The 20,647-nt window shown below is 42.1% G+C and carries 24 protein-coding genes; 4 read left to right on the top strand and 20 right to left on the bottom strand.

Annotated features, from left to right (window positions below; translation table 11 throughout):
* Positions 1 to 79: 79 nt before the first annotated feature.
* From GFB48_RS09085 to GFB48_RS09045, 9 genes are all read right to left on the bottom strand, one after another.
* Positions 80 to 376: an MGMT family protein gene (locus tag GFB48_RS09085; RefSeq protein ID WP_163934247.1), complete on the bottom strand. Its 297-nt coding sequence runs from the start codon at positions 374 to 376 to the stop codon at positions 80 to 82.
* 4 nt (positions 377 to 380) lie between these two features.
* Positions 381 to 1,325, bottom strand: a complete 945-nt coding sequence (locus GFB48_RS09080; protein ID WP_163934245.1) for a DUF2971 domain-containing protein — start codon at positions 1,323 to 1,325, stop codon at positions 381 to 383.
* A gap of 16 nt (positions 1,326 to 1,341) precedes the next feature.
* Positions 1,342 to 1,746, bottom strand: a complete 405-nt coding sequence (locus GFB48_RS09075; RefSeq protein WP_163934243.1) for a SufE family protein — start codon at positions 1,744 to 1,746, stop codon at positions 1,342 to 1,344.
* On the bottom strand, positions 1,743 to 2,951 hold the full coding sequence (locus GFB48_RS09070) for an aminotransferase class V-fold PLP-dependent enzyme (protein ID WP_163934301.1): 1,209 nt from the start codon (positions 2,949 to 2,951) through the stop codon (positions 1,743 to 1,745). The genes GFB48_RS09075 and GFB48_RS09070 overlap by 4 nt, the downstream gene beginning before the upstream one ends.
* 98 nt (positions 2,952 to 3,049) lie before the next feature.
* Entirely contained in the window at positions 3,050 to 4,096 is a 1,047-nt protein-coding gene (locus GFB48_RS09065) for an NADP(H)-dependent aldo-keto reductase (protein ID WP_163934241.1), read from the bottom strand.
* Positions 4,097 to 4,099: 3 nt separating this feature from the next.
* On the bottom strand, positions 4,100 to 4,531 hold the full coding sequence (locus GFB48_RS09060) for a thioesterase family protein (protein ID WP_163934239.1): 432 nt from the start codon (positions 4,529 to 4,531) through the stop codon (positions 4,100 to 4,102).
* Between the two features lie 14 nt (positions 4,532 to 4,545).
* A complete protein-coding gene (yjjX, locus tag GFB48_RS09055; protein ID WP_163934238.1) occupies positions 4,546 to 5,076 on the bottom strand; it encodes an inosine/xanthosine triphosphatase in 531 nt (176 codons plus the stop codon).
* On the bottom strand, positions 5,076 to 5,528 hold the full coding sequence (locus GFB48_RS09050) for a GNAT family N-acetyltransferase (RefSeq protein WP_163934236.1): 453 nt from the start codon (positions 5,526 to 5,528) through the stop codon (positions 5,076 to 5,078). Before GFB48_RS09050 ends, yjjX begins: the two co-directional genes overlap by 1 nt.
* Before the next feature lie 5 nt (positions 5,529 to 5,533).
* On the bottom strand, positions 5,534 to 5,944 hold the full coding sequence (locus GFB48_RS09045; protein ID WP_163934234.1) for an META domain-containing protein: 411 nt from the start codon (positions 5,942 to 5,944) through the stop codon (positions 5,534 to 5,536).
* Between the two features lie 142 nt (positions 5,945 to 6,086).
* On the opposite strand from GFB48_RS09045, the gene GFB48_RS09040 reads away from it, so the two are divergent.
* From GFB48_RS09040 to GFB48_RS09030, 3 genes are all read left to right on the top strand, one after another.
* Positions 6,087 to 6,728, top strand: coding sequence for a LysE family translocator (locus tag GFB48_RS09040; RefSeq protein WP_163934232.1), 642 nt, complete (start codon positions 6,087 to 6,089; stop codon positions 6,726 to 6,728).
* Between the two features lie 52 nt (positions 6,729 to 6,780).
* A complete protein-coding gene (locus GFB48_RS09035; RefSeq protein WP_163934298.1) occupies positions 6,781 to 7,662 on the top strand; it encodes a DUF368 domain-containing protein in 882 nt (293 codons plus the stop codon).
* A 202-nt stretch (positions 7,663 to 7,864) separates the two neighbouring features.
* The gene (locus GFB48_RS09030) at positions 7,865 to 8,425 is read left to right on the top strand and encodes a phosphoribosyltransferase (RefSeq protein WP_163934295.1); all 561 of its coding nucleotides are present in this window, start codon (positions 7,865 to 7,867) and stop codon (positions 8,423 to 8,425) included.
* A 50-nt stretch (positions 8,426 to 8,475) separates the two neighbouring features.
* On the opposite strand, the gene GFB48_RS09025 is transcribed toward GFB48_RS09030, so the two are convergent.
* The 11 genes from GFB48_RS09025 to GFB48_RS08975 all read right to left on the bottom strand — a co-directional run bounded on the left by GFB48_RS09025 (position 8,476) and on the right by GFB48_RS08975 (position 18,796).
* Positions 8,476 to 9,060 (bottom strand): superinfection exclusion B family protein, encoded by a 585-nt coding sequence (locus GFB48_RS09025; RefSeq protein WP_163934229.1) that lies wholly within the window; start codon positions 9,058 to 9,060, stop codon positions 8,476 to 8,478.
* 43 nt (positions 9,061 to 9,103) lie between these two features.
* On the bottom strand, positions 9,104 to 10,744 hold the full coding sequence (locus GFB48_RS09020) for a DUF342 domain-containing protein (RefSeq protein ID WP_163934224.1): 1,641 nt from the start codon (positions 10,742 to 10,744) through the stop codon (positions 9,104 to 9,106).
* An 84-nt stretch (positions 10,745 to 10,828) separates the two neighbouring features.
* Complete coding sequence (locus tag GFB48_RS09015; RefSeq protein ID WP_163934221.1) at positions 10,829 to 11,848, bottom strand: methyltransferase; 1,020 nt, start codon at positions 11,846 to 11,848, stop codon at positions 10,829 to 10,831.
* Positions 11,849 to 11,890: 42 nt separating this feature from the next.
* Positions 11,891 to 13,144 (bottom strand): alkaline phosphatase, encoded by a 1,254-nt coding sequence (locus GFB48_RS09010; protein ID WP_163934218.1) that lies wholly within the window; start codon positions 13,142 to 13,144, stop codon positions 11,891 to 11,893.
* Between the two features lie 84 nt (positions 13,145 to 13,228).
* The gene (gene gshB, locus GFB48_RS09005; protein ID WP_163934215.1) at positions 13,229 to 14,182 is read right to left on the bottom strand and encodes a glutathione synthase; all 954 of its coding nucleotides are present in this window, start codon (positions 14,180 to 14,182) and stop codon (positions 13,229 to 13,231) included.
* 9 nt (positions 14,183 to 14,191) lie between these two features.
* Complete coding sequence (rsmE, locus tag GFB48_RS09000) at positions 14,192 to 14,923, bottom strand: 16S rRNA (uracil(1498)-N(3))-methyltransferase (protein ID WP_163934212.1); 732 nt, start codon at positions 14,921 to 14,923, stop codon at positions 14,192 to 14,194.
* A 185-nt stretch (positions 14,924 to 15,108) separates the two neighbouring features.
* On the bottom strand, positions 15,109 to 15,849 hold the full coding sequence (locus GFB48_RS08995) for a DUF1461 domain-containing protein (protein ID WP_163934209.1): 741 nt from the start codon (positions 15,847 to 15,849) through the stop codon (positions 15,109 to 15,111).
* Positions 15,850 to 15,880: 31 nt separating this feature from the next.
* Positions 15,881 to 16,591: an endonuclease gene (locus GFB48_RS08990; protein ID WP_205597709.1), complete on the bottom strand. Its 711-nt coding sequence runs from the start codon at positions 16,589 to 16,591 to the stop codon at positions 15,881 to 15,883.
* Positions 16,592 to 16,631: 40 nt separating this feature from the next.
* On the bottom strand, positions 16,632 to 17,129 hold the full coding sequence (locus tag GFB48_RS08985; RefSeq protein ID WP_163934203.1) for a SprT family zinc-dependent metalloprotease: 498 nt from the start codon (positions 17,127 to 17,129) through the stop codon (positions 16,632 to 16,634).
* 27 nt (positions 17,130 to 17,156) lie between these two features.
* Positions 17,157 to 18,290, bottom strand: coding sequence for a hypothetical protein (locus tag GFB48_RS08980; RefSeq protein ID WP_163934200.1), 1,134 nt, complete (start codon positions 18,288 to 18,290; stop codon positions 17,157 to 17,159).
* Positions 18,291 to 18,331: 41 nt separating this feature from the next.
* Positions 18,332 to 18,796, bottom strand: coding sequence for a GNAT family N-acetyltransferase (locus GFB48_RS08975; RefSeq protein WP_163934196.1), 465 nt, complete (start codon positions 18,794 to 18,796; stop codon positions 18,332 to 18,334).
* A 236-nt stretch (positions 18,797 to 19,032) separates the two neighbouring features.
* Between GFB48_RS08975 and GFB48_RS08970 the strand changes: the two genes are divergently transcribed.
* Entirely contained in the window at positions 19,033 to 20,619 is a 1,587-nt protein-coding gene (locus GFB48_RS08970; RefSeq protein WP_163934194.1) for an AbgT family transporter, read from the top strand.
* Positions 20,620 to 20,647: the final 28 nt, after the last annotated feature.

Genomic DNA, 20,647 nt, shown 5'->3' with positions numbered 1-20,647 from the left:
AGCTTGCAGGGAAGTCAGCTTGGCTTTTGAGGGGCAAATCTTCTAAAACCTTCAGCTAAGCGATCCTTCAACCTTCTACCTAGATCCCAAATATCTTCATCGACACCCTGCCATTGTTTACCACCACTCCTTCACTCATTAGAAGTTGATGTTGTTTGAGGTATTCTTTTGAGCTTTCAGCAAAGGAGATTTCACCTTTGGCATTAACCACCCGATCCCAGGGGATGTTAGAGCCTGATGGAAGTTGTTTTAGTACTGTGCCCACATAACGGGCGTAGCCGGGGTAGCCCGCCATTTTGGCAATTTGGCCATAGGCGGCAACCTTGCCACTAGGAATAGCGGCAAGGGTTTGAATAATGACAGCCTTTATCTCCATCAGGTTACCAACTAATACTATATTGGTTTCTTAACGGAATTTTTGAAGACGTGATGAGTTTTCTAGAGTAACCACTTGAATCCAAGAATAATTCGAGTCCTTTACGAGCAGTTTCACCGGCACTAGGAGGTAAAATGATTTTGGTGATTGGAAGCTGTGCCCTCTTAAAGAGCTGTTTGTCCGTTGCTTGTTTAAAGCTGCCAATCAAATAAGGAATAAAAGCTCCATTGGAAATCCTAAATTCACTATATTTTTCATTCTGGACACTATGTAATGAAAAGATTGCTCGAATTTCCTTCTCTTCCGAGAAGCTCTCGTTTTTGAAGGAGGCAAGTAGAGGACGAAATGAGTTTGCTAATAAGGGTAGGTAAAGGTTTTTATTACTTTGTTCTTCTGAGGGGGCATTCTCAAATATTTCGATGATTCTATCAATAATACTATTAATAGCTTTAATCTTTTTATCTGGCGCGTAGATAACCGGAATAAGGTCAGAATAAGTTACATTATAACACCATAGGTCTGAATCAGAAAAATCGAATTCAATACAGTAACCTTCGGAACTGCTGGAATAACCTCTCCATTGACTTAAAAGATCTCCATCTGCACAGAAAGATGTTATATAGGGCGTAACGACTTCAAGAAAGTTAGAAGTGTCTGATTTTAAATACTCAGACAGTTCTGTACATAGGGTAGAATTTCTCTTTGCTAGCTCTTCAATTGTGAAAGAAAGGCCGTCATGAAACTCTGTTGAATCATTCAAGAATCTACAATCTGTAGCCCAAAGGGATTCACTATTAATGATACCTTTCAGGCCTTCAGCAGAAGTGTAATGATATAGCTTTTGAGGCAAAGGCATATCTACACCTTGTACCAGGTTGCTATTGAGTTGCTGGGTTTCTTTAAATATTTGGGAGGAGAATAATTCCTTTATAAACTTATGAGCATCCATGCTTATTCCTTTTGAACTACATTTCTAAACTTGCTTTAATCGCCTGTTCAATCCCAAAAATGCCGTTGGCGCGGGATGGGCTTAAGTGGGCGAGTAACCCTAATGATTCAAACCACTGCCTAGCATCAAAGGCGGCAATGGTATCAGTACTTTGGTCTTGCACTTTAGATAGCATAATCACAATTAAGCCTTTAACAATGCGTGCGTCAGATTGAATATGAAAGTGCACCTTGTCATCAAGGATTTCAGCCGCTAACCAAACCGTGCTTTCACAACCTTGGACCAGGTTGCTATCCACTTTATAAGCATCATCAATATCAGGCAGTTGTTTACCCAACAGCATGATTTGCTTATACCTGTCTTGCCAGTTACGGCCTTGGCTCATTAGCTCGCTAATGTCATTTGGGGTTGGCAGGCTCAATCTAATAGCTCCAATACTTCATCTAATGCCCTTAAAAAGGCATCAACATCTTGTGGTTTTGAATAGGCGGCGAATGATAACCGACAACTGCCCTTAATGCCTAGGTGTTGCATCAGCGGCATGGCACAGTGGTGACCGGCGCGAATGGCAACGCCCTGTTGATCTAGCAAGGTCGCCACATCTTGGTGATGCTCACCCTTAATATTAAACGCCAGCACCCCAATATGCTCAGGGTGGTAGCCATAGATCTCGATACGATCGTTTTCACTGAGCGCCTGATAGGTTTTAGCCAGTAAGTTACGTTCATGGCTAAGGGCGGCGGTAGAATCAAAGCTGTGCATAAAATCGATAGCTGCGCCTAAACCAATGACCTCAGCAATGGGTGGTGTGCCGGCTTCAAGGCGATTCGGCAAAGGGCCGTATTCGGTGCCAGTAAAGCTGACGCTTTTGATCATCTCACCACCGGTTAGCATGGGATCTAAGGATTCTAATGCAGCCAGTTTACCAGTAAGCACACCAATACCCGTTGGGCCATACATTTTGTGACCAGAGAAGGCATAGAAATCACAGCCTATGGCTTTAATATCTATCGTCAGATGCGAGATGGCTTGGGCACCATCAACCATACTAATAGCCCCTGCTGCGCGGGCTAATTGGCAAATTTGCTGTACTGGGTTAATGGCACCAATGGCATTACTAACGTGGGCACAGGCGACCACTTTGGCACCGAACACTTGCTTAGCAAATTTATCAAGGTCAATACGGCAGTACTCATCAATGGCAATGGGCTCGATAACGGCACCTGTGCGCTTGGCCAAGGCTTGCCAAGGGACGAGGTTGGCGTGGTGGCTGGCAGTATCAACCAGAATGCGATCGCCTTTATTGATCTGTGGCGTTAGGCCGTGGGCCACCATGTTAATACTGCTGGTGGTACCATGGCTAAAGATGATCTGTTGGCGGCTATCGGCCCCAACAAACTTAATCAATTTGTCCCTAACGGCTTCATAGGCGAAGGTGGCCCGGCTGGATAAGGAGTGGGCTGCGCGGTGAACATTAGCATAGTCTTTTTGATAGAAGCCCTGCATCGCATCCAATACCGATTGCGGCTTTTGGGTGCTAGCGGCACTGTCTAAATAGGTCAGCGGGTGATCGCCAACACTTTGAAGTAAGGCAGGAAACTGTTGCCAAAGGGTATCTATGCTCATACAAATAGGGAAATAATCAGTAATGCACAGATCTTGGTGGATAGTTGCTGGCATTGCAAGTGAATGCCAGCAAAAAGTGCATTTAGCCAGCAATATTTTTATGGACAGGGATTACTAAATTGAATGCCTAATTGTTCAATTTGCTTTTGAACATCATCACCAAGGACAATATTGGCACTATCAATATTTTCTTTAAGCTGTTCTAAGCTGGTGGCGCCAATAATGTTACTGCCAACAAACGGCCGTGAATTGACATAGGCCAGTGCCAGTTGCGCAGGACTCAGGCCGTGATCAGCGGCGAGTTCGCAGTAGGCTTTCGTCGCGTTCCAAGCATTGTCAGTTTTGGTATAACGGGCGAAGCGTTCGAATAGGGTTAAACGGGCATTTTGGGGTTTAGCGCCACCCAAATACTTGCCGGTTAGCATACCAAAGGCTAATGGCGAGTATGCCAGTAGTGGTAACTCTTCTCGATGTGCCACCTCTGCTAAGCCCACCTCAAACGAGCGGTTAAGCAGATTGTATGGGTTTTGAATGGTGGCAATGCGTGGCAGTCCATGTTTGTCGGCAAGATGCAGATACTGCATCGTTCCCCATGGAGTCTCATTAGAAATACCGATATAGCGAATTTTGCCCTGTTTTTGTAGATCCGCTAATGCCTCTAGGGTTTCTACGATTGGGGTTTGCTTTTCACTTTCTTGAGCTTGGTAATTCAGCTGCCCAAAGCTGTTGACGTTTCTGTCAGGCCAGTGGACTTGGTAGAGGTCGATATAGTCGGTATTGAGCCGAGCCAGGGAGTCATCGCAGGCTTTATGGATATTACGCCAGTTTAGACTCATATTATCGTGGTCGCCACGAATGTAGTTCACGCCACCAGGTGCGGCAACTTTAGTGGCAATGACTAAATCATCACGCTGGCCGCGTTGCTGTAAAAATTCACCAATAAATCTCTCAGTATCTCCTTGGGTTACAGGCGATGGAGGAATTGGGTACATTTCTGCGGTATCAATAAAGTTAACACCATTAGCGGTGGCGTAAGTTAACTGGGCAATGGCTTCTTCAATATTGTTTTGGGCGCCAAAGGTCATAGTGCCTAAACAAATAGGGCTCACATTTAAGGTGGTTCTGCCTAATTTCTTATGTTGCATGGGTTATCCTTGTTTGACATCTTGAGCAATGAGCTTAGCAAGGCTTTCTGGAATTAAACCTTTACGTCCAGTGTCTTTATCGACGATCACAACTTTAGAGGTCCCCACACTGGCAAGGGTTTGCTGTGCTTGGGAATAAACTCCATACTCCATAGTAAAGCCATGAGCATTTAGGTCGGTAATGCGGGCACCTAAAGTTAAGGTATCTGGAAAGGTAACGGCGCGACGAAAGCGGCATTGGACATCGGCTAATACAGGAAACTTGCCATGCTCAGTTAAGGTTTGCATGAATTTATGGGATTCAAAGTAGTCCAGTCGTACCGATTCAAAATAACGGAAATAAACGGCATTATTGACATGCCCAAGGGCATCCATTTCACCCCAAGCCACTGGGATATCTAGCAAGTGTTTGTATTGGGATTTAAATTCTTCCATGAATAACTATTACCTTAAAATATTTCGCTAAAACTTATTGGCGCCATGGCGGCAAGTAGCGTGTGGGTGTATACCGCCTGTCGTGAGGAGTGGCCTTTAGTTAGCACTCCTATGGCTCCACCCTTTTGTTTAATATTGGTCTGCTGGAATAAATCATCCATTACTGTGCCCAATTCCTCTCCCTGCTGCAAGCGTGTATAAACCTGTTTAGGTAAGGGTAACGCGCTAGAACGGGAAAAGTACACCTGTTGTTTATGCAGTACCGCAATGTAGGCAAAGGTAAAAGGTAAGTCGTCAATGAGGTCAACGCCACCTTCTAAGCCGACGTAAAAGTCGCAATCGGGCAGGATGGTTGCCAAATTTTGAGCACGATTAACCGCGCCGGCTTTGGTTTCAGCTTCGCTCATGGGCTGGTCGCTGACCAACGAAGGTACACTTGCAGGCAAAAAGTCCAGCTGCTGCTCGGGGTAAAGGCTGTTAAAAGCCGATTCTACCGCACCAATTTTAACTGGGTTATGGGAGCCAATTGCGATACGTAAAGCCATTATTTTTGCTCGTACATATCATACTGGCATGGTTTCATGCCTAGGGCTTGGTAGGTACTCTGGGCACGCTGATTGTCTTTTTCAACGTAAAGGCGAAAACTGGCGGCACCGCCATTAGCTGTAGCCTGATCTTTCACTTCTTGGTACAGCTTGCTGTAAATGCCCTGACGGCGAAATTCGGGTTTGATATAAACCGATTGAATCCACCAATAATCCTTGGCGCGCCAGTCAGACCATTCAAAGGTGACCATTAATGAGCCAGCAAGGACACCATCTACCTCTGCAACTAAATAAAAACCACGCTGAGGCTCTGCTAAGAGGGTGCTTACCCCCTTAGTGATAATAGTGCTATCGAGCTGTAGGTCTTCGGTTTCAAGAGCCATTGCTTGGTTAAAGTCAACAATGGCTTGAGCATCATGTAACTGCGCTTTGCGAATAGTAGCTTTAGTCATATTTTTTACAGGCGATTAAGAATAAGTAGTACTTTGTGGTCTTCGTTTAGTAATTGCAGCTTTTGAGAGTCGCCTTTAACATAGGTAACTTGGGTGATAGCTTGCATTGTTTTGCGCTCTTGCTGCATCAATGAATCAACACAAGCTTTCATGGTCGTTCCCATAGGTGAAAAGCTTAATTGATTATCTTGTTGTTGGTATTGACCAAAAAAATTATTACAAGCATTAAAGCCGGATACTTTATTGTCCTGCTTAAAAGTAATTGTACTTTGCCCTAGAAGACTAAGTTTTTGTTTCTCCACCTGAGTAATTTGCCATTTGCCGACAATGGATTCAGGTGCCTTGATTGGGACGGTAGAACTACAACCAGAAGTTAATAAAAAGAAACCACCCAATACAACAAGCTTTTTAAGCATAAAATATCCAACTTGAAAAATTAAAAACAACAAAGCATATTACCGCTTTACTAATATTTGTTGAATAAAAAAGCGAAAAGTTCCCGATTTTTTTGTGTATTTGTTCAGGTTAACAGCATTTTTATAATAAAAGGGGATATTTGTGACGTTTTTAGATTGGCTACCATTGGCTGTGGTTTGTTTGTTAGGGGCAATGTCTCCTGGACCATCACTCGCACTCGTGGCCAGACATACTTTAGCTTCTGGTCGCTTGCATGGCGTGGTTTGTTCTTGGGCACATGCATTGGGAATAGGTGTTTACGCGCTAATGTCAGTGTTGGGGTTGCATGTATTGATGCAACAATATCCGCTTATTTTCCAAGTAATAAGCGCTTTGGGTGGTGGCTATTTAATATGGATAGGTTGTAAAGCTATCCTTGCTAAACAAGGGATTGCCCAGTCCTTAGCTGCGGGGAAAGTCGCCCCACTTTGGCGAGCCGGTTTAGATGGTTTAGTCATGTCACTCTTAAGCCCTAAAATTATGCTTTTTTTTGTGGCTCTATTTAGTCAATTTGTGGCACAGATCAGCCATTCTGGTAATATCGGCACTTTAGTTATCACACCGCTTATGATTGATGGGCTTTGGTACACTTTAGTCGTGTTGTTATTGTCTCAATCGTGGTTATTACCTAAATTACGCCAACAAGCACAGATTTTAGATAAACTCAGTGGTATCTTACTGCTGGGATTGGGGCTCAATATTTTATATCAAGTTATGGTCCTGTGGCTTAACTTTAACCAATAATGGAAGTTGTATTTTGAAACAGTGGATTTTAACCTTTTTAAAAGGTGCAGCAATGGGCGCTGCGGATGTCGTACCTGGAGTGTCTGGGGGTACGATTGCGTTTATTACCGGTATATATGAGACTCTGCTAGAAAGCATTCGTCGTATTAATCCGACATTAATCATCCGTTTAAAAAATGAAGGCATTAAAGGGAGCTGGGAATACATTAATGGAACCTTCTTGGTTGTATTGTTTGCAGGTATTTTAACCAGCATTGCCACCTTAGCTAAAGTGATTTCATTCTTGCTCGTTGAGCATCCAGTGCCGTTATGGAGCTTTTTCTTCGGCTTAATTATCGTGTCGGTATGGCACATGTTACGTCAGGTACAGTCTTGGCAAGTCAGTCGTATTTTAGCTCTAGTGTTAGGAGGGCTGTTTGCCTACGGGATCACTGAAGTCACTCCAGTTAGTTTGGATGTGAACTATGTGACGGTATTCTTTGGGGGGGCTATTGCAATATGTGCGATGATTTTACCAGGCATTTCAGGCAGTTTTATCCTACTTTTGCTTGGTTTATATAGTGGCATTTTAGGTGCTGTTAAATCGTTTGATATCGGGATTATCTCTGTGTTTATGCTTGGCTGTATTACTGGTCTGTTGAGCTTTTCTCACATATTGTCGATGTTACTAAAAAGAGCAAAAGATATTATGTTAGTTTTTCTAACGGGTTTAATGATTGGCACCTTGCCAAAAATCTGGCCATGGAAACAAACGATTACTTGGAGAACTAATTCAAAAGGTGAGCAGGTACCGCTGCTCCAAGAAAATCTTTCTCCAGAGACCTATGAGCAACTATTAAACTTACCCGCGCAACTGCCAATGGCTTTAGCATTAATGGCTGTGGCGATTAGTATCGTGTTGGCGTTGGAGTATTTTGGTAAAGACCAAGGCTAGCAACCAATATTTTTTAAAAGGCTTGTTACTTTAGTGAGTAGCAGGCCTTTATTTTTGGACTATCTTTAGCAAATAGATAACACTATTACCCTTTAGGGCGTTTTTACTGTTAGTAAGTACTTGTTATGGTATTATGCCGCCCCATTATTGAATGGTTTTAACTTGCCAGAATTGATCTGGTTACATGGAGCATAGCGTGAGCATCGAAAAACACTTTATTTCTGCACAAGAACTGCTGGATATTTCATTCCAATTAGGTAAAAAAATCTATGAGAGTGGTTACCGTCCGGATTATATTGTTGGTGTTTGGCGCGGCGGTGCTCCGGTAGGTATCGCTGTTCAGGAAGTGTTTGATTTCTTGGGGCATGAAACCAATCATATTGCTATTCGTACTTCTTCTTACGTTGGTATTGGTGAACGTGGTAAGCAAGTAAAAGTTCATGGCTTACGTTATATTGAAAAACAAGTGAACTCTGAAGATTCAGTACTGATCATTGATGACGTTTATGATTCTGGTTTATCAGTAGAGCAGGTGATTAAGGATTTACATGCTTCATGTCGTAAGAACACGCCTGAAATTAAAATTGCAACGCCTTATTTTAAACCAAAGAATAATCAAACTGGTCGCGAACCAGACTTCTACATTGATAAGTCAGACCGTTGGTTAGTATTCCCGCATGAGCTAACTGGCCTAAGTGCTCAAGAAATTGCTGAACATAAGCCAGAGCTGGCACAGCTAGCTAAAGCTCAAGCTGAGAAGTAAACTTGGTATTGCAATAAAAAACCTCGCCTAGGCGAGGTTTTTTATTGCAATTAAGCAGCTGTTTTATTGGGTTTAATAATATTTTTATGAAATTCTGGACGAGTTTTTAATAATCGCTTCATTTCAACTTCATCTGGCTGCCCCTTAGGTAACATTAACAGCTGGCGGTTAAGTTTTTTGCGGGCATAAAGGGATATCCTAAACTCTGCGGTGGGCTCAGAAATGGCATAATGGCGTTCTTTCCCTAGCTGCTCTAATACTCCAGCTTGTTTAAGGTTGATGACACTAATTTCAGTGGTAGGCATGGTCAAAATTGAACTTGACTGAATAAAAAACTCTCTTAAAAGTGAGCGTTCAGCTTGATCAAGAAACTCAATTTTTTCATCGATATCTTGCTTTTGTCGTTGTTGCTTTAAGGAACGTATCGCGTGGTCAAGCCCATAATTAAATACGTTAATAAGTTTAAGGCCACTGCAGCCAATAAAGACTAAACCAATATAGATATCATATTGGCCTAGCCAATTGGCGACACCGATCAACTGCAATACAGGTTGAGGTAAAAAAATAAGTAAACTACTACACAGTAGTAGCCACATAACTAAGCTATCAAAATAGCTCTTTACATTTTTAGGCATAACAACAATGGTTCTTTTTATTATAAGGTTTACAACATTGTTGTTATATCAGGCTTAAGCTATCTTCGGCAAGATTTTGCTGAACAATCCTAATATTTTCATTAACTAAACTGACATGGCAGGAGCTTAGATTTTTAGGCACCTTCAGGCTTCTTTTGCCAATAGAGAGGTCTACACCGGCAAATATCTGCTGAGTAACGATTAAAAGATTTTGTTTGTAGAATAGTTTCACTTGTTTATCTATCTCTTCAAACTCTTTTTGTACTTTTTCAAGGCGTGTTTCAACATCATTTAATTCGCTCTGAATTGCTTGAGCTTGGGCTTTTAATTCTGGATAGAGGTCCCAATCTTGTGGTTTTTCAAAAGCGCGGATTTGGGCAAAAATACGTTTTTGATTAATTTGTAAATTCTCAAGTTCGGTCAGGGTAACGAGTCTTTTTTTAACTAATTTAGGATACGCTTTTCCCCATTGAATCAATGTTTTGGTATGGGATGTTGAACCGATTTCTTGTGCCAAAACTTGATAGCCGGCAGATGACTGACCACCAACAATTGCGCCAGATATTGAATCATCATGACCTAATTCGATATTATTTTGTGCATGGGTTAAACAGTGCAGTAATTGTTTTTCGACTCTAATATTCTGCGCCTGCAGTTGTGCATATTGAGCGTAGCCAATACAGATATCTCCTTTAGCGGTAAGTTTGCAGCTTAAGTATTCTAAACTACGTTGCTTTCCAGCTATCCCTTTGGTGGCAATGATATCCCCCCCAGCATGGATATTGGCGGTTTCTATAATACCGGCGATGATAATGTCTCCAGAAGCTTTTATCGTACAAGCAGAACGAACATCCCCCTTAATAAATATTGAACCATCAAATTCAATATTTTGGCTCTGATTGATGACTTGTTCCAGTTCCAAGATATCATCTATCCTCAAACCAGTGTCGCCATGCACTGGTAATCCAGATCGAGTCGCAATCAGGGCATCTTGGGTATCATTCAGTGTTGTGCCAGGGGATTGTTGTAGATGACGGTCTTTTCCTTCAATAGCAGGCAGTAATTGACCTGTGACAGTGAAACCTTGTTTTCCTTTGGATGGTGGGTGCTTGATCAGCAGCTTTTCACCTTTGCTAACCAGTGGTAGTTCTGACCCTTGGGATTTATTTAATACATGTTGGCTTGGGAAGACTAAGTTTTCAAGTTGAGCATCAACCCCGTTTTGAGCTGGTGTACCTAAAGCAATGATGATTGCTTCGGTTTCCCCTGGCGCGAGTTCTGCGGACCTATTAATAACTTGAAGGATCTTTTGGCGGGAAAGCCCTTGATTGATGTTAGCCTCTTTAAGTTGCTCTAATAGTCCTATCAGAGAGATAGGCTTGCCACCATAGGCGCCAATTAATTGTGCTTCAACTGCCATCGAATCGGCAGTCACGTGAATGTTTAATTGGCAGTCTAGTTGTAAGGCAATCTCAATTTTCACCAATTGTTGGAGCGGGGTAATCGTTTGCAGCAATGGTGCTATCTGCTTAGAAAGATAACTGAGATTTGAGTAATAAGGGGTATGCTCAATAACGTAATCTAGAATTTTTTTCGCTTCTAAATTGGGAATTTGCTCTGCACCAATAACGGCAAAAAGCTTTCCCTGTTGCTGATCAAAATGAAGCTGCTCTTCTTTTAACATAATCAAATGCTGCGCAATTTATTATTTTTGTTCAGCATACTTTAGTTGTTAATAAATTGTAAAGCGGCAGTAAGTTGAAAAACTTTAGCGATTTTGAAGGTAAACCTTAAACTTATTATTACTATTTTCGACGCAGATTGTTCCAAAACTGGCCGCTATTGCTTCACCATAAGGGAGGTGGGCATTCGCAACAATTTGCCATAGTCCACCTTGATTGAGCACTTTTTTAGAATCCGCTACAAATTGAGTTGCGATATCTGTAGTAGTTACCAAGCCGTCATGAAATGGAGGATTCGATATAATTGCTTGTAAACCAGGTTGCACTTCTTGTAAGCCATTTGACGGGTAGACGTTTACTTGTAAGTTATTGGCATCCATAGTTAATTTGCAAGCAGCTAAAGCCATTGCGTTAATATCGACAGCTTCTATTTGTGCATCCGGGTTGTTCAGGGCGATGGCTGCGGTTAAGACGCCTGAGCCACAACCAAAGTCGAGAATACGTCCTTGCTGGTTGTTCACTAGGGTCTGTAACAACAGCTCAGTGCCAGCATCTAATTTTTGCCCAGCAAATACACCAGGCAAGGTGCAAACATGGAGGCTGCTTTGATTAAATGAAAGTTGAAACTGTTCGAGATAATCTTCAATGGCAAAGTGGCGAGTTGGCTGCTCTATTTGTGAGTAATATAAACTGCAACGACGAGCGCTATCAGATTTATAACAAGTGCTTGTTAACATTTTGGGCAAAGTTTTAATGCCGGAGTTATTCTCACCTACGACCCAAATATAGCCGTTATTTTTAATTAAGTGCTGAGCCATATCAAGAAGGTATTGGCTTAGCGCTTTGGTTTTAGAGAAGTAAATAATAATATCATCAAAGCCGTCTCCCTCTTTATTGAGATGAGTGCCAAAATGACAGTCAACATAATTGTGACCCTTGAGAGTTTGATGATGCTGGAAATCGAGCGCTAGGGCGGTAACAGAATCAGCAATTTTACTGGCAGACACAGCAAAATCATCATCTTCATGATTTAGGATCAGTAGCTTAGAGTTTTCAAAAGCTTCTAGATTGCGCTCGAGTAAAATCGAAGGATTAGTTAGGGACACTGTTAGGACTCATACAAAATTCAATGTCCCTATTATACAAGGTTATTGTAGAAGTTTAATGATCTTATCGGCGATATCGGTATTATCTAAATGCCCGCTAAACAAATGAGCACCAACCCCAGTTGCATAAACTGGTACATCTTCACCAGTATGACCTGAGGTTGTCCAGCCAGTTCCAGTGTGTAAGTCGATCACTTTTTTTATAGCGTTGGTTAATGCTTTGGGCTCTTTGAGATCGGTATTTTTAATGAGTTTTAGTTGTTCATCATTGAGCTTGAAAGGCAATGAACGGTTGATAATAGCGACTGGATCTTCAGCGGTAGTGGCTATTTTAGCGATTGCTTCAGGTGACTGCTTGATCTTTAACAGTGATTGTGGCTCCCAACGGTAATCACCATCACGAGCTAAGGTTAAACCACCGGTTGAATGATCGGCAGTACCAATTAATAGGGTATCAGGGTTAGCTTTAACAAAGGCTTCTGCCGCTTCTACCGCGCCACCGTAATCCGCCATTTCATGCATTGCCCAAGCAATATCATTAGCGTGACCAGCCCAATCGATTTGACTGCCTTCAATTAATAATACAAAGCCTTGTTTTGAACCTTTTAACTGCTTAAGGGCTTGTTTTGTCATTTTAGTGAGTCGCATTGGTTCATCGTCAATGGCATTGGTCAGTGGCATGGTTGCCATTACCTTGCCTGGCTTAAGACTGGCTAATTGCTTGTACTCACTGATCACCTGGTAACCTTTGGCAGCTAAAGTGTCCAGTTGGGCTTGGGTAAAGTGACGGCCATTACCAAACATTACATCTGCAGGCGTCTCGGTTAGGCTTTGGGCAATCTCTTTTTCGTTTTTGCGGTATTCGTTGTGTACAAAAAAAGAAGCCGGGGTAGCGTGGGTAATGGTTGAGGTGACCGCTAGCCCAGTGTTCATACCTTTAGCTTTAGCGATTTCCATTACAGTGGTTAATGGCTCTTTTTCAATATCAACCGCAATCGCACCATTGTAGGTTTTAGTGCCCGTGGCTAGGGCGGTTGCCGACGCGGCAGAATCGGTTACCACACCATCATGATGGTGGGGATGAGTAGAGGCGGAGCCCACATGCAGCCGATCAAATACTGTGGTCTCGACGGTGGTGGTTTCTTGGCTATCGACAAAGTGGCGGTAACCTGTGGTGTATGGAAAACCCATACCATCACCGATCATAATAATAATGTTTTTTGGCTTTTCGGCTGCAAACCCAGGAAGGCTTAAGGCAGCACCCAATAAGCAGCTTAGTAATTTTTTGTTATTCATTTCGATTCCATGTAAAAAAATGCTCGGCAATTGCCGAGCATAATATACTCAATTTATTAAATAATTAAGGCATTAAGTATCCAGCTACCTTTGAGCGTTAACGTAGCGCTCAATCGCATCCATCAGCTTGCCAGTAATATCCACGTCATAAGCGGCTTCAATTTCGCGGATACAGGTTGGGCTGGTCACGTTAATTTCTGTGACATTCTCACCGATGACATCTAAGCCTACAAAAATCAGGCCGCGCTTTTTAAGCTCTGGACCAATGGTATTAGCAATGTGCCAGTCAGATTCAGATAGCGGCTGAGCCACACCACGGCCGCCAGCAGCTAAGTTACCGCGGGTCTCTCCTTTCGCTGGAATCCGAGCGAGACAATATGGCATAGGCTCGCCATCAACAATTAAAATGCGTTTGTCACCCGCATCAATTTGCTTAATAAACTGTTGCGCCATGGCATATTGGGTTTCTAATGACGTGAGAGTTTCAATGATTACCCCAATATTAGGATCGCCTTGTTTAACACGGAAAATAGAAGAGCCGCCCATGCCATCGAGAGGCTTTAAAATCGTGTCTTTATGTTCCTCAATAAAATGACGAATACGTTTGGCATCACGGCTGACTAGGGTGTTAGGGGTAAATTGACTGAACCAAGCGGTGAAGAGTTTTTCGTTAGCATCACGCAGTGACTGTGGCTTGTTAACAATTAAGGTGCCTTTTTCTTCGGCACGCTCAAGCATGTAAGTCGAATAGATAAACTCAGTATCGAAGGGGGGATCTTTACGCATAAGGATCACATCCAGTTCACTTAATGGCATGTCAGCTTGTTCGCCAAATTCATACCAAGATTCAGGATTGTTCTCTACTTTAAGTGGTTTTACCTGACCAAAAGCTTCACCATTATTTAGGTAAAGATCCTGCATTTCCATATAGTAAAGCTGATAACCTCGGGCTTGGGCGGCCATTAGCATGGCAAAGCTAGAGTCTTTTTTAATATTGATGTCCTTTATAGGATCCATCACTATGCCAAGTTTAATCATTGTTATTCCTTATCCTAAATCGCCAAAGCGAGCCTGAAGGGCAGTAATAGCGGTTAAAGAGGCCGTTTCAGTACGAAGTACTCGTGGGCCTAATAAAATATCGGTAAATTGGTAGTTTTCGGTCATGGCAATCTCAACATCAGAGAGTCCACCTTCGGGACCAATCAGTAGTCGAGCGGATAACTTATCTAGGGTTAGGCCATTGATACCATGCGCAGCCCTTGGATGCAGATTTAACTTTAGAGCCTCAGTATCTTCCGCGCACCAAGCTTCTAATTGCATGGCTGGACGTATATTTGGAACCACATCTCGGCCCGATTGCTCGCAGGCCGCAACGGCGATTTTTTGCCATTGTTCGATTTTTTTAGCGAGACGATCGCCACTCAGTTTAACGCCACAGCGCTCTGAGAATAACGGTGTGATGGTGTTGACCCCAAGTTCCACCGATTTCTGGATGGTAAAATCCATACGGTCACCACGGCTGATCACCTGGCCTAAATGAATGCGCAGCGGTGATTCATTATTGGAGCTTATCGCTTCATCGATATGAACTTCTACATTTTTTTTGCTGGCGCTGGTGATGGTAGCAGGGAAGTGCTGACCTGAACCGTTAAAGATAATGACCCGTTCACCCGCTTGCATTCTTAGCACCCGGCCTATGTGACCAGCTGCATCATCATTAAGTACAATTTGCTGCCCAACGGTTAAAGGTTCATTGTGATAGAAACGAGCTAAGCCCATGGGGGAAATTACCTTATTTTAATCATCTGAATGTTGTTAGTTTATCAGTAAAGGCTGGACTGAGTTAAACAAAATATGTTTCTATAGAGTAAAAGTGATTAAGGAAATATCATGGTTATAGGATGGATACTGCTGCTTGGTATTGTTTTTGTGGGGTTGAAAAACGCCACCAATAAGTCTAAACATTAGCAATGCCTACTGTTAATTGTGGTTTGCAAGTAATTAATGCCTAGATAAATAGCTATAGTCATTAGTCCTAGCTCGATGGCGATATAGCCAAATAAATCAGGGGCTTTCATTAAGATCGTCATCAAAGAGTCTTGATAAAAAAAATGCCATTGATTTTGAGCTGGAAAAATCATCTCATGTAACCAGTAAAACAGATTTTTGGGGCCCACCACGATAATTAGCAGATTACTCGTTATCAGCAAAGATGTAATTGCAACCAGTTGTTGTTTGAAAGTAGGTGCCTTAAGCCATTTTCTTAGATACATCAGAGCCAGTGCCAGCCAAATGATACTCGCGATAGTACCCACCCAATAGAGCAAGCTAATCAGTCTGGCTACATCTTTTAAATGAGCGATTTCACGTTGATGTAATAAAGTATCGGTGGGGCTGTGCTGGCCGTTTATTACATATGAAATGTCCTTCAAACCTTGGCCATTATTGTGAATCGCTAAGTTGATTTCAGAGAATAACCGAACCCTTTCCGTTTTGGTGGTAAACTCAAAGTCTTCCCGATTACGGTTCTTAGGGCCATATTTTTGGGTATGGGCTCCGATATCGATGACATCATGTAACCAACTGTAGCTAAAATCACTCTTGGCTAACACCATCCAACTCATAAAAAAGGCGGCAATAACGCCCGACAAGATGAAGCTTATCCAATGCAGATAACGGCCGATTTTGAAATATTTGTATGGCACTTAATTTGTTCCTAGCTAAAGCACTTAGTGATTAGAGTTTTAGGCCATCAGCATGCCCAGCAAATTGCTGACATTGTTGATGAACAAAGGGATTGCTCCAACCTTGTTTTTGACTTAAAGCTGCATCGCGACGGCACTCCTGAAACGTTGCCGGATATTGTTTATTCCAAACTTGATAAAGTTGCTTCTGGGATTTTGCAATATTTAAACCATAATGCTGTTCAAAGTACAAATAGGTTCTGGCAATTGCCCCCCTGCTTCTTGGGCTTGGGTAGGCTTTACGTGATTTAAAATCAACCATCATAGGACAATGCCCATATTGATCAGGCTGTAGGTTATTTTGACTAAATCGAAAATTAGAACGATCGCCATTAACCTCGCCGATTGCAGGGACCAAGTTATGTAAGTCTGCTTCCATTTTTCTAAATACGGGGTCGTTTTTGCTACAATTTTTCCTACCACCTTGTTGCCAACATTGTCTTTGGTGGCCGAACTCCCATGCTGGAACGATGTGTTCCCATTCAATTCTAGCTGCTCGCTTTTGTTGTTTACGAACTTGATAGCCACAGGATTGATGATCAGGAACCCATAATTTTTGTTTAATTTTAATATCGCAGCCACAGTAGAAACTGGTTAGCTGCAAATTATTTGCATAGAGCTTTTTAAGTTCAACCTTAGACTTTCTAAAATTTTCTGGAGTGGCAGCAACACTGAAACTAAAACATAAAACCAAAAGCGTCAAAAGACGTAAAAATAACGACAAAAAATAACCCTCAAAAAAATTAACTCGCTTTATATGTCAGTACCGTTGCACATTTTCTGCAAAGGTATTGTGCGCCTTTTAATACTTTATTATGGCGTCTAATTGTGAGTGATACTGGACCACATTTGCATTGATAAGCAAAGCTTTTTTGTTGCAGCGGGGCTAAATCCATAGAATGTGTTGCACGTCCAGGTAAGTTAAATATGCCCTGCATTAAACTCCGCCACTGTACCCCATGGGGGCGAGTACGGCCAAACAATTGGTAGCAAAGTAAGTGGCAGATCTCATGAGGGATGACCTCTTGCATAAATTCATCTTGATTATGCTTAAAAAGAATGGGATTTAAGCGCAACTTGTTTAAGGTTAAATTTGCACTGCCAGCTATCCGACCACGACCATTGAGTTCAAGTTGTGGCCTGATAAATGTCCGCTTAAGCTTCTGTTCTGCTTGTTGATAACAAATTTCAATGCGGGTTTGAATTTGTAGGATTTGTTCTTGTGTGAGTGTTCTTTTCATAGCCCTAAGGCTATCATGAATTGGCTTTTAATGACTTGCTAGAACCAGCATTTTTTGGATTTGTTTTAATATATCCAGTGCTGCTTGGCGATCATGGCCTTTTATTTTAGGGGTATGGATATGACCTGCGACTATCTCTGACTGCAGATTCTGTAATTGTAATAACGTTCGGTAGCTTATTTCATTTGAAAGGTAACCTCCTCCAGATCCTTGAACACTAATTTCATTGGCTAAGATGTTTAAATTTGCAGCATCAATTTGCCCTGTTAAGGTGGTGACCAGGCGGCGATCATTAATTTTGTAACGGCCTGTTGCTTGTTGCATTTTTGCCACCGGCAAGGAAAATTCCAGAAATTGGGGCCCTTGTAGTGGCTGCTTTTTTAATCTTGGTGGAAGTGGTTTTGTAACGTTGGCACCGGTCAACACGTTAAGGTTATCAACTACCGCACTGGAACGATTGAGACCTGGAAAGCGTTCTAAATCAAAATGCTCTCTACCCATTGAAATGGTCACTATCATATCGACTTTATTGTGTTTGATAAGTGGGCTAATAATGGCTTCGATTAGGCCTTGATCAAAATCTTTAAACCTAACAGGTACAATTAGGCTTTGTATTTCAACTTGCTGATTGGATTTATTGCGCCAGCTGATATTGTCTAATGCGAGCGCTGCGATACCTGAGGGATTAGATTGACTGATATCCTTATCTAACAGGAATGGATCAAAACCCGTGACTAAGATTCGAATGTCACTTTGGTCGGAAAAACTAATGTCAGTTATTCCTCGTGAACTTTGCTCAAAGCCTTTTAAAGCCACTTGAGTTAACCAGTTAACTTGATTGGTTTTAGCTTGTTTAAAGTGTTTTGCAAGCCACAACCTGCCCCAGTACAAAGAGCGATCATCCAGATTGCCTGATTGTACATCGACTCTGGCTTGCTGCCAGAGTTTCAGTCCCTGTTGGTAACTGATGGAATTTAAATGGCGTTCATCTTCGGCAGTTTTAAGCTTAAACAGCATATGTTGTAGTATCGATTGATAGCGATTAACAACTTCGGGCAATTGATTCTGTGCTTTATTCACTCTTAGCTCTTCGACATCAAGTTCCTTAGCACAAACTGATAACGGCAAAACCAGCATGATGGCGATTAAAAAGAGTTTCATTTGGTCATCCTTAGACTGAAGATGGTTAGCTAAAGTAAAGCTTAGTCTAAAACGGTAATGATATATATATCCTCATTTTTCATTGTGTTAGCAAAAGTTCCTGTCACTCCTTGTTGCTCGAAATTCCAACCTAAGTGATCAGCAAGCTGTGTAAATAATGATTTCGATGCTTGGTTATCTGGGGTGATAGTCAGTTGAATTTGTTCAATACCTTTAACCTGAGCGGCTTTGCAAAAAGCCGTTGCCAAGCTCATCCCTATCCCCTTGTTTTGCTGGCTTTTGGCGACACATATTTGCCAGAGTAATACCCCATTTGAGGTTTGCCGGCCAAAAATATAGCCCACCATTTGACCATTAAGCTGTGCAGTTAAAAATAAATCGCCATCGAACTGGGCGGCCTGCCAGAGGGTATAACTGTTATGATGATCAATGGTGTCACTGGAATGCATTAAAGCTAACAGTTCTGCAGCCATATCTTGAGAAAACGGAGTGATTTTTAGAGTCATAGTTGAGTCTTAAACCCTATACATTGATGAATATCGTGATCAATTTTTTGTGCTGTAGGTCAAAAAAAGCTCAATTCTAATGCTGGAAATTTACCAGTATACAAACTTTGTCGATTTTTTTCTTTAGATATAAGGGTATTGTCGTTATGATCAGTAGTTGTTCAGAATAGTATTCAATTTATCTCATGGGTTCAGGTTAAACAACTTAGCCTGAACTTTTTTTATAGGAAGTGAAAATGTCTCCATCTAGCGTAAACGCAAATGATGCATCTAAGAAAACGTTTTTTACACGCTTTTTAGATGGCGTTGAATATCTAGGTAACTTACTGCCTCACCCAATTACTCTGTTTGCGAGCTTCTGCTTGGCGATTATTGTGATGTCTGGGATTGCTGGTTACTTTGAAGTATCAGTTTTGGATCCTCGCCCAGAAGGCGCGGCAGGAAGAAGCGCAGATGGTGTCATTCGAGTTGTCAGCTTATTAAATGCTGATGGCTTAGAACGTATTGTTACTCACTTAGTGACCAACTTTACTGGCTTTGCGCCCTTAGGCACGGTACTTGTGGCTTTATTAGGGGTTTCTATTGCGGAACACTCAGGGCTATTATCAGCTGCAATGCGTGGATTGGTCATGGGCGCATCTAAGCGTATGGTAACGGTTACCGTGGTATTTGCCGCTATCGTTTCTAATACCGCTTCAGAGCTTGGCTACGTGGTACTTATTCCATTGGCAGCAATGCTGTTTCACTCTTTAGGGCGTCATCCATTGGCTGGTTTAGCGGCAGCGTTTGCCGGGGTATCTGGAGGCTATTCAGCTAACTTGCTTATTGGTACGGTTGACCCGCTATTATCTGGTATTACTGAAACTGCAGCACAAATGATTGACCCTACTTATACTGTTGGGCCAGAAGCAAACTGGTACTTCATGTTTGTTTCTACTTTCTTTATTGCCATCATTGGTGCTTGGGTTACTGAGAAAATAGTTGAACCTAAGCTAGGAACCTATAATCCTAATGATGCAGCAGAAGACTTGTCAAAAGATAGCATGGGGCATTTAACTGCTGTAGAGAAAAAGGGCTTAGCTGTTGCGGGTTTGGCTTTATTGGTGGTTGGCGCTTTGGTTGCTTGGACAATTGTTCCAAGTGATGGCATTTTGCGTGGCGATGATGGGCAAGTTGCAGGCTCTCCTTTCTTAAAAAGTATCGTTGCTTTTATTTTTATTTTGTTTGCGATTCCGGGCTTTGCTTATGGCAAAGTGGTCGGCACGATGAAAAATGATCGTGATGTCATTAATGCAATGGCTAAATCAATGTCTTCTATGGGGATGTACATTGTTCTGGTATTTTTTGCAGCACAGTTTGTTGCTTTCTTTAAGTGGACTAACTTTGGTCAAGTCTTTGCGGTTACCGGAGCTGAGTTTTTAGATAGCATTGGCTTGACTGGTCCATCGTTATTTTTCGCCTTCATTTTATTATGTGGTTTTATTAATTTAATGATTGGTAGCGCTTCTGCGCAATGGGCGGTAACGGCACCTATCTTTATTCCTATGTTGATGCTGGTGGGTTATGCGCCAGAGACGATTCAAGCGGCCTATCGAATTGGTGATTCGACGACAAATATCATTACTCCAATGATGAGTTATTTTGGGTTGATTTTAGCGGTAGCCAGTCGATATCAAAAAAATCTAGGTATTGGGACCTTGATTGCAACAATGCTGCCATACTCCATCTGCTTTATGCTTGGATGGTCTATTCTATTTTATGTATGGGTATTTGTATTCGGGCTGCCGGTAGGGCCTGGTGCAGCGACTTATTACACGCCTTAACGGTTAAAAAATGCTCCTTTGGGAGCGT

Origin of the sequence: Paraferrimonas sp. SM1919, from assembly GCF_010993985.1 — a bacterium.
Lineage (GTDB): Bacteria > Pseudomonadota > Gammaproteobacteria > Enterobacterales > Shewanellaceae > SM1919.
The sequence above is the reverse complement of the archived record's forward strand: the minus strand, read 5'-3'. Positions and strand labels throughout refer to the sequence as shown.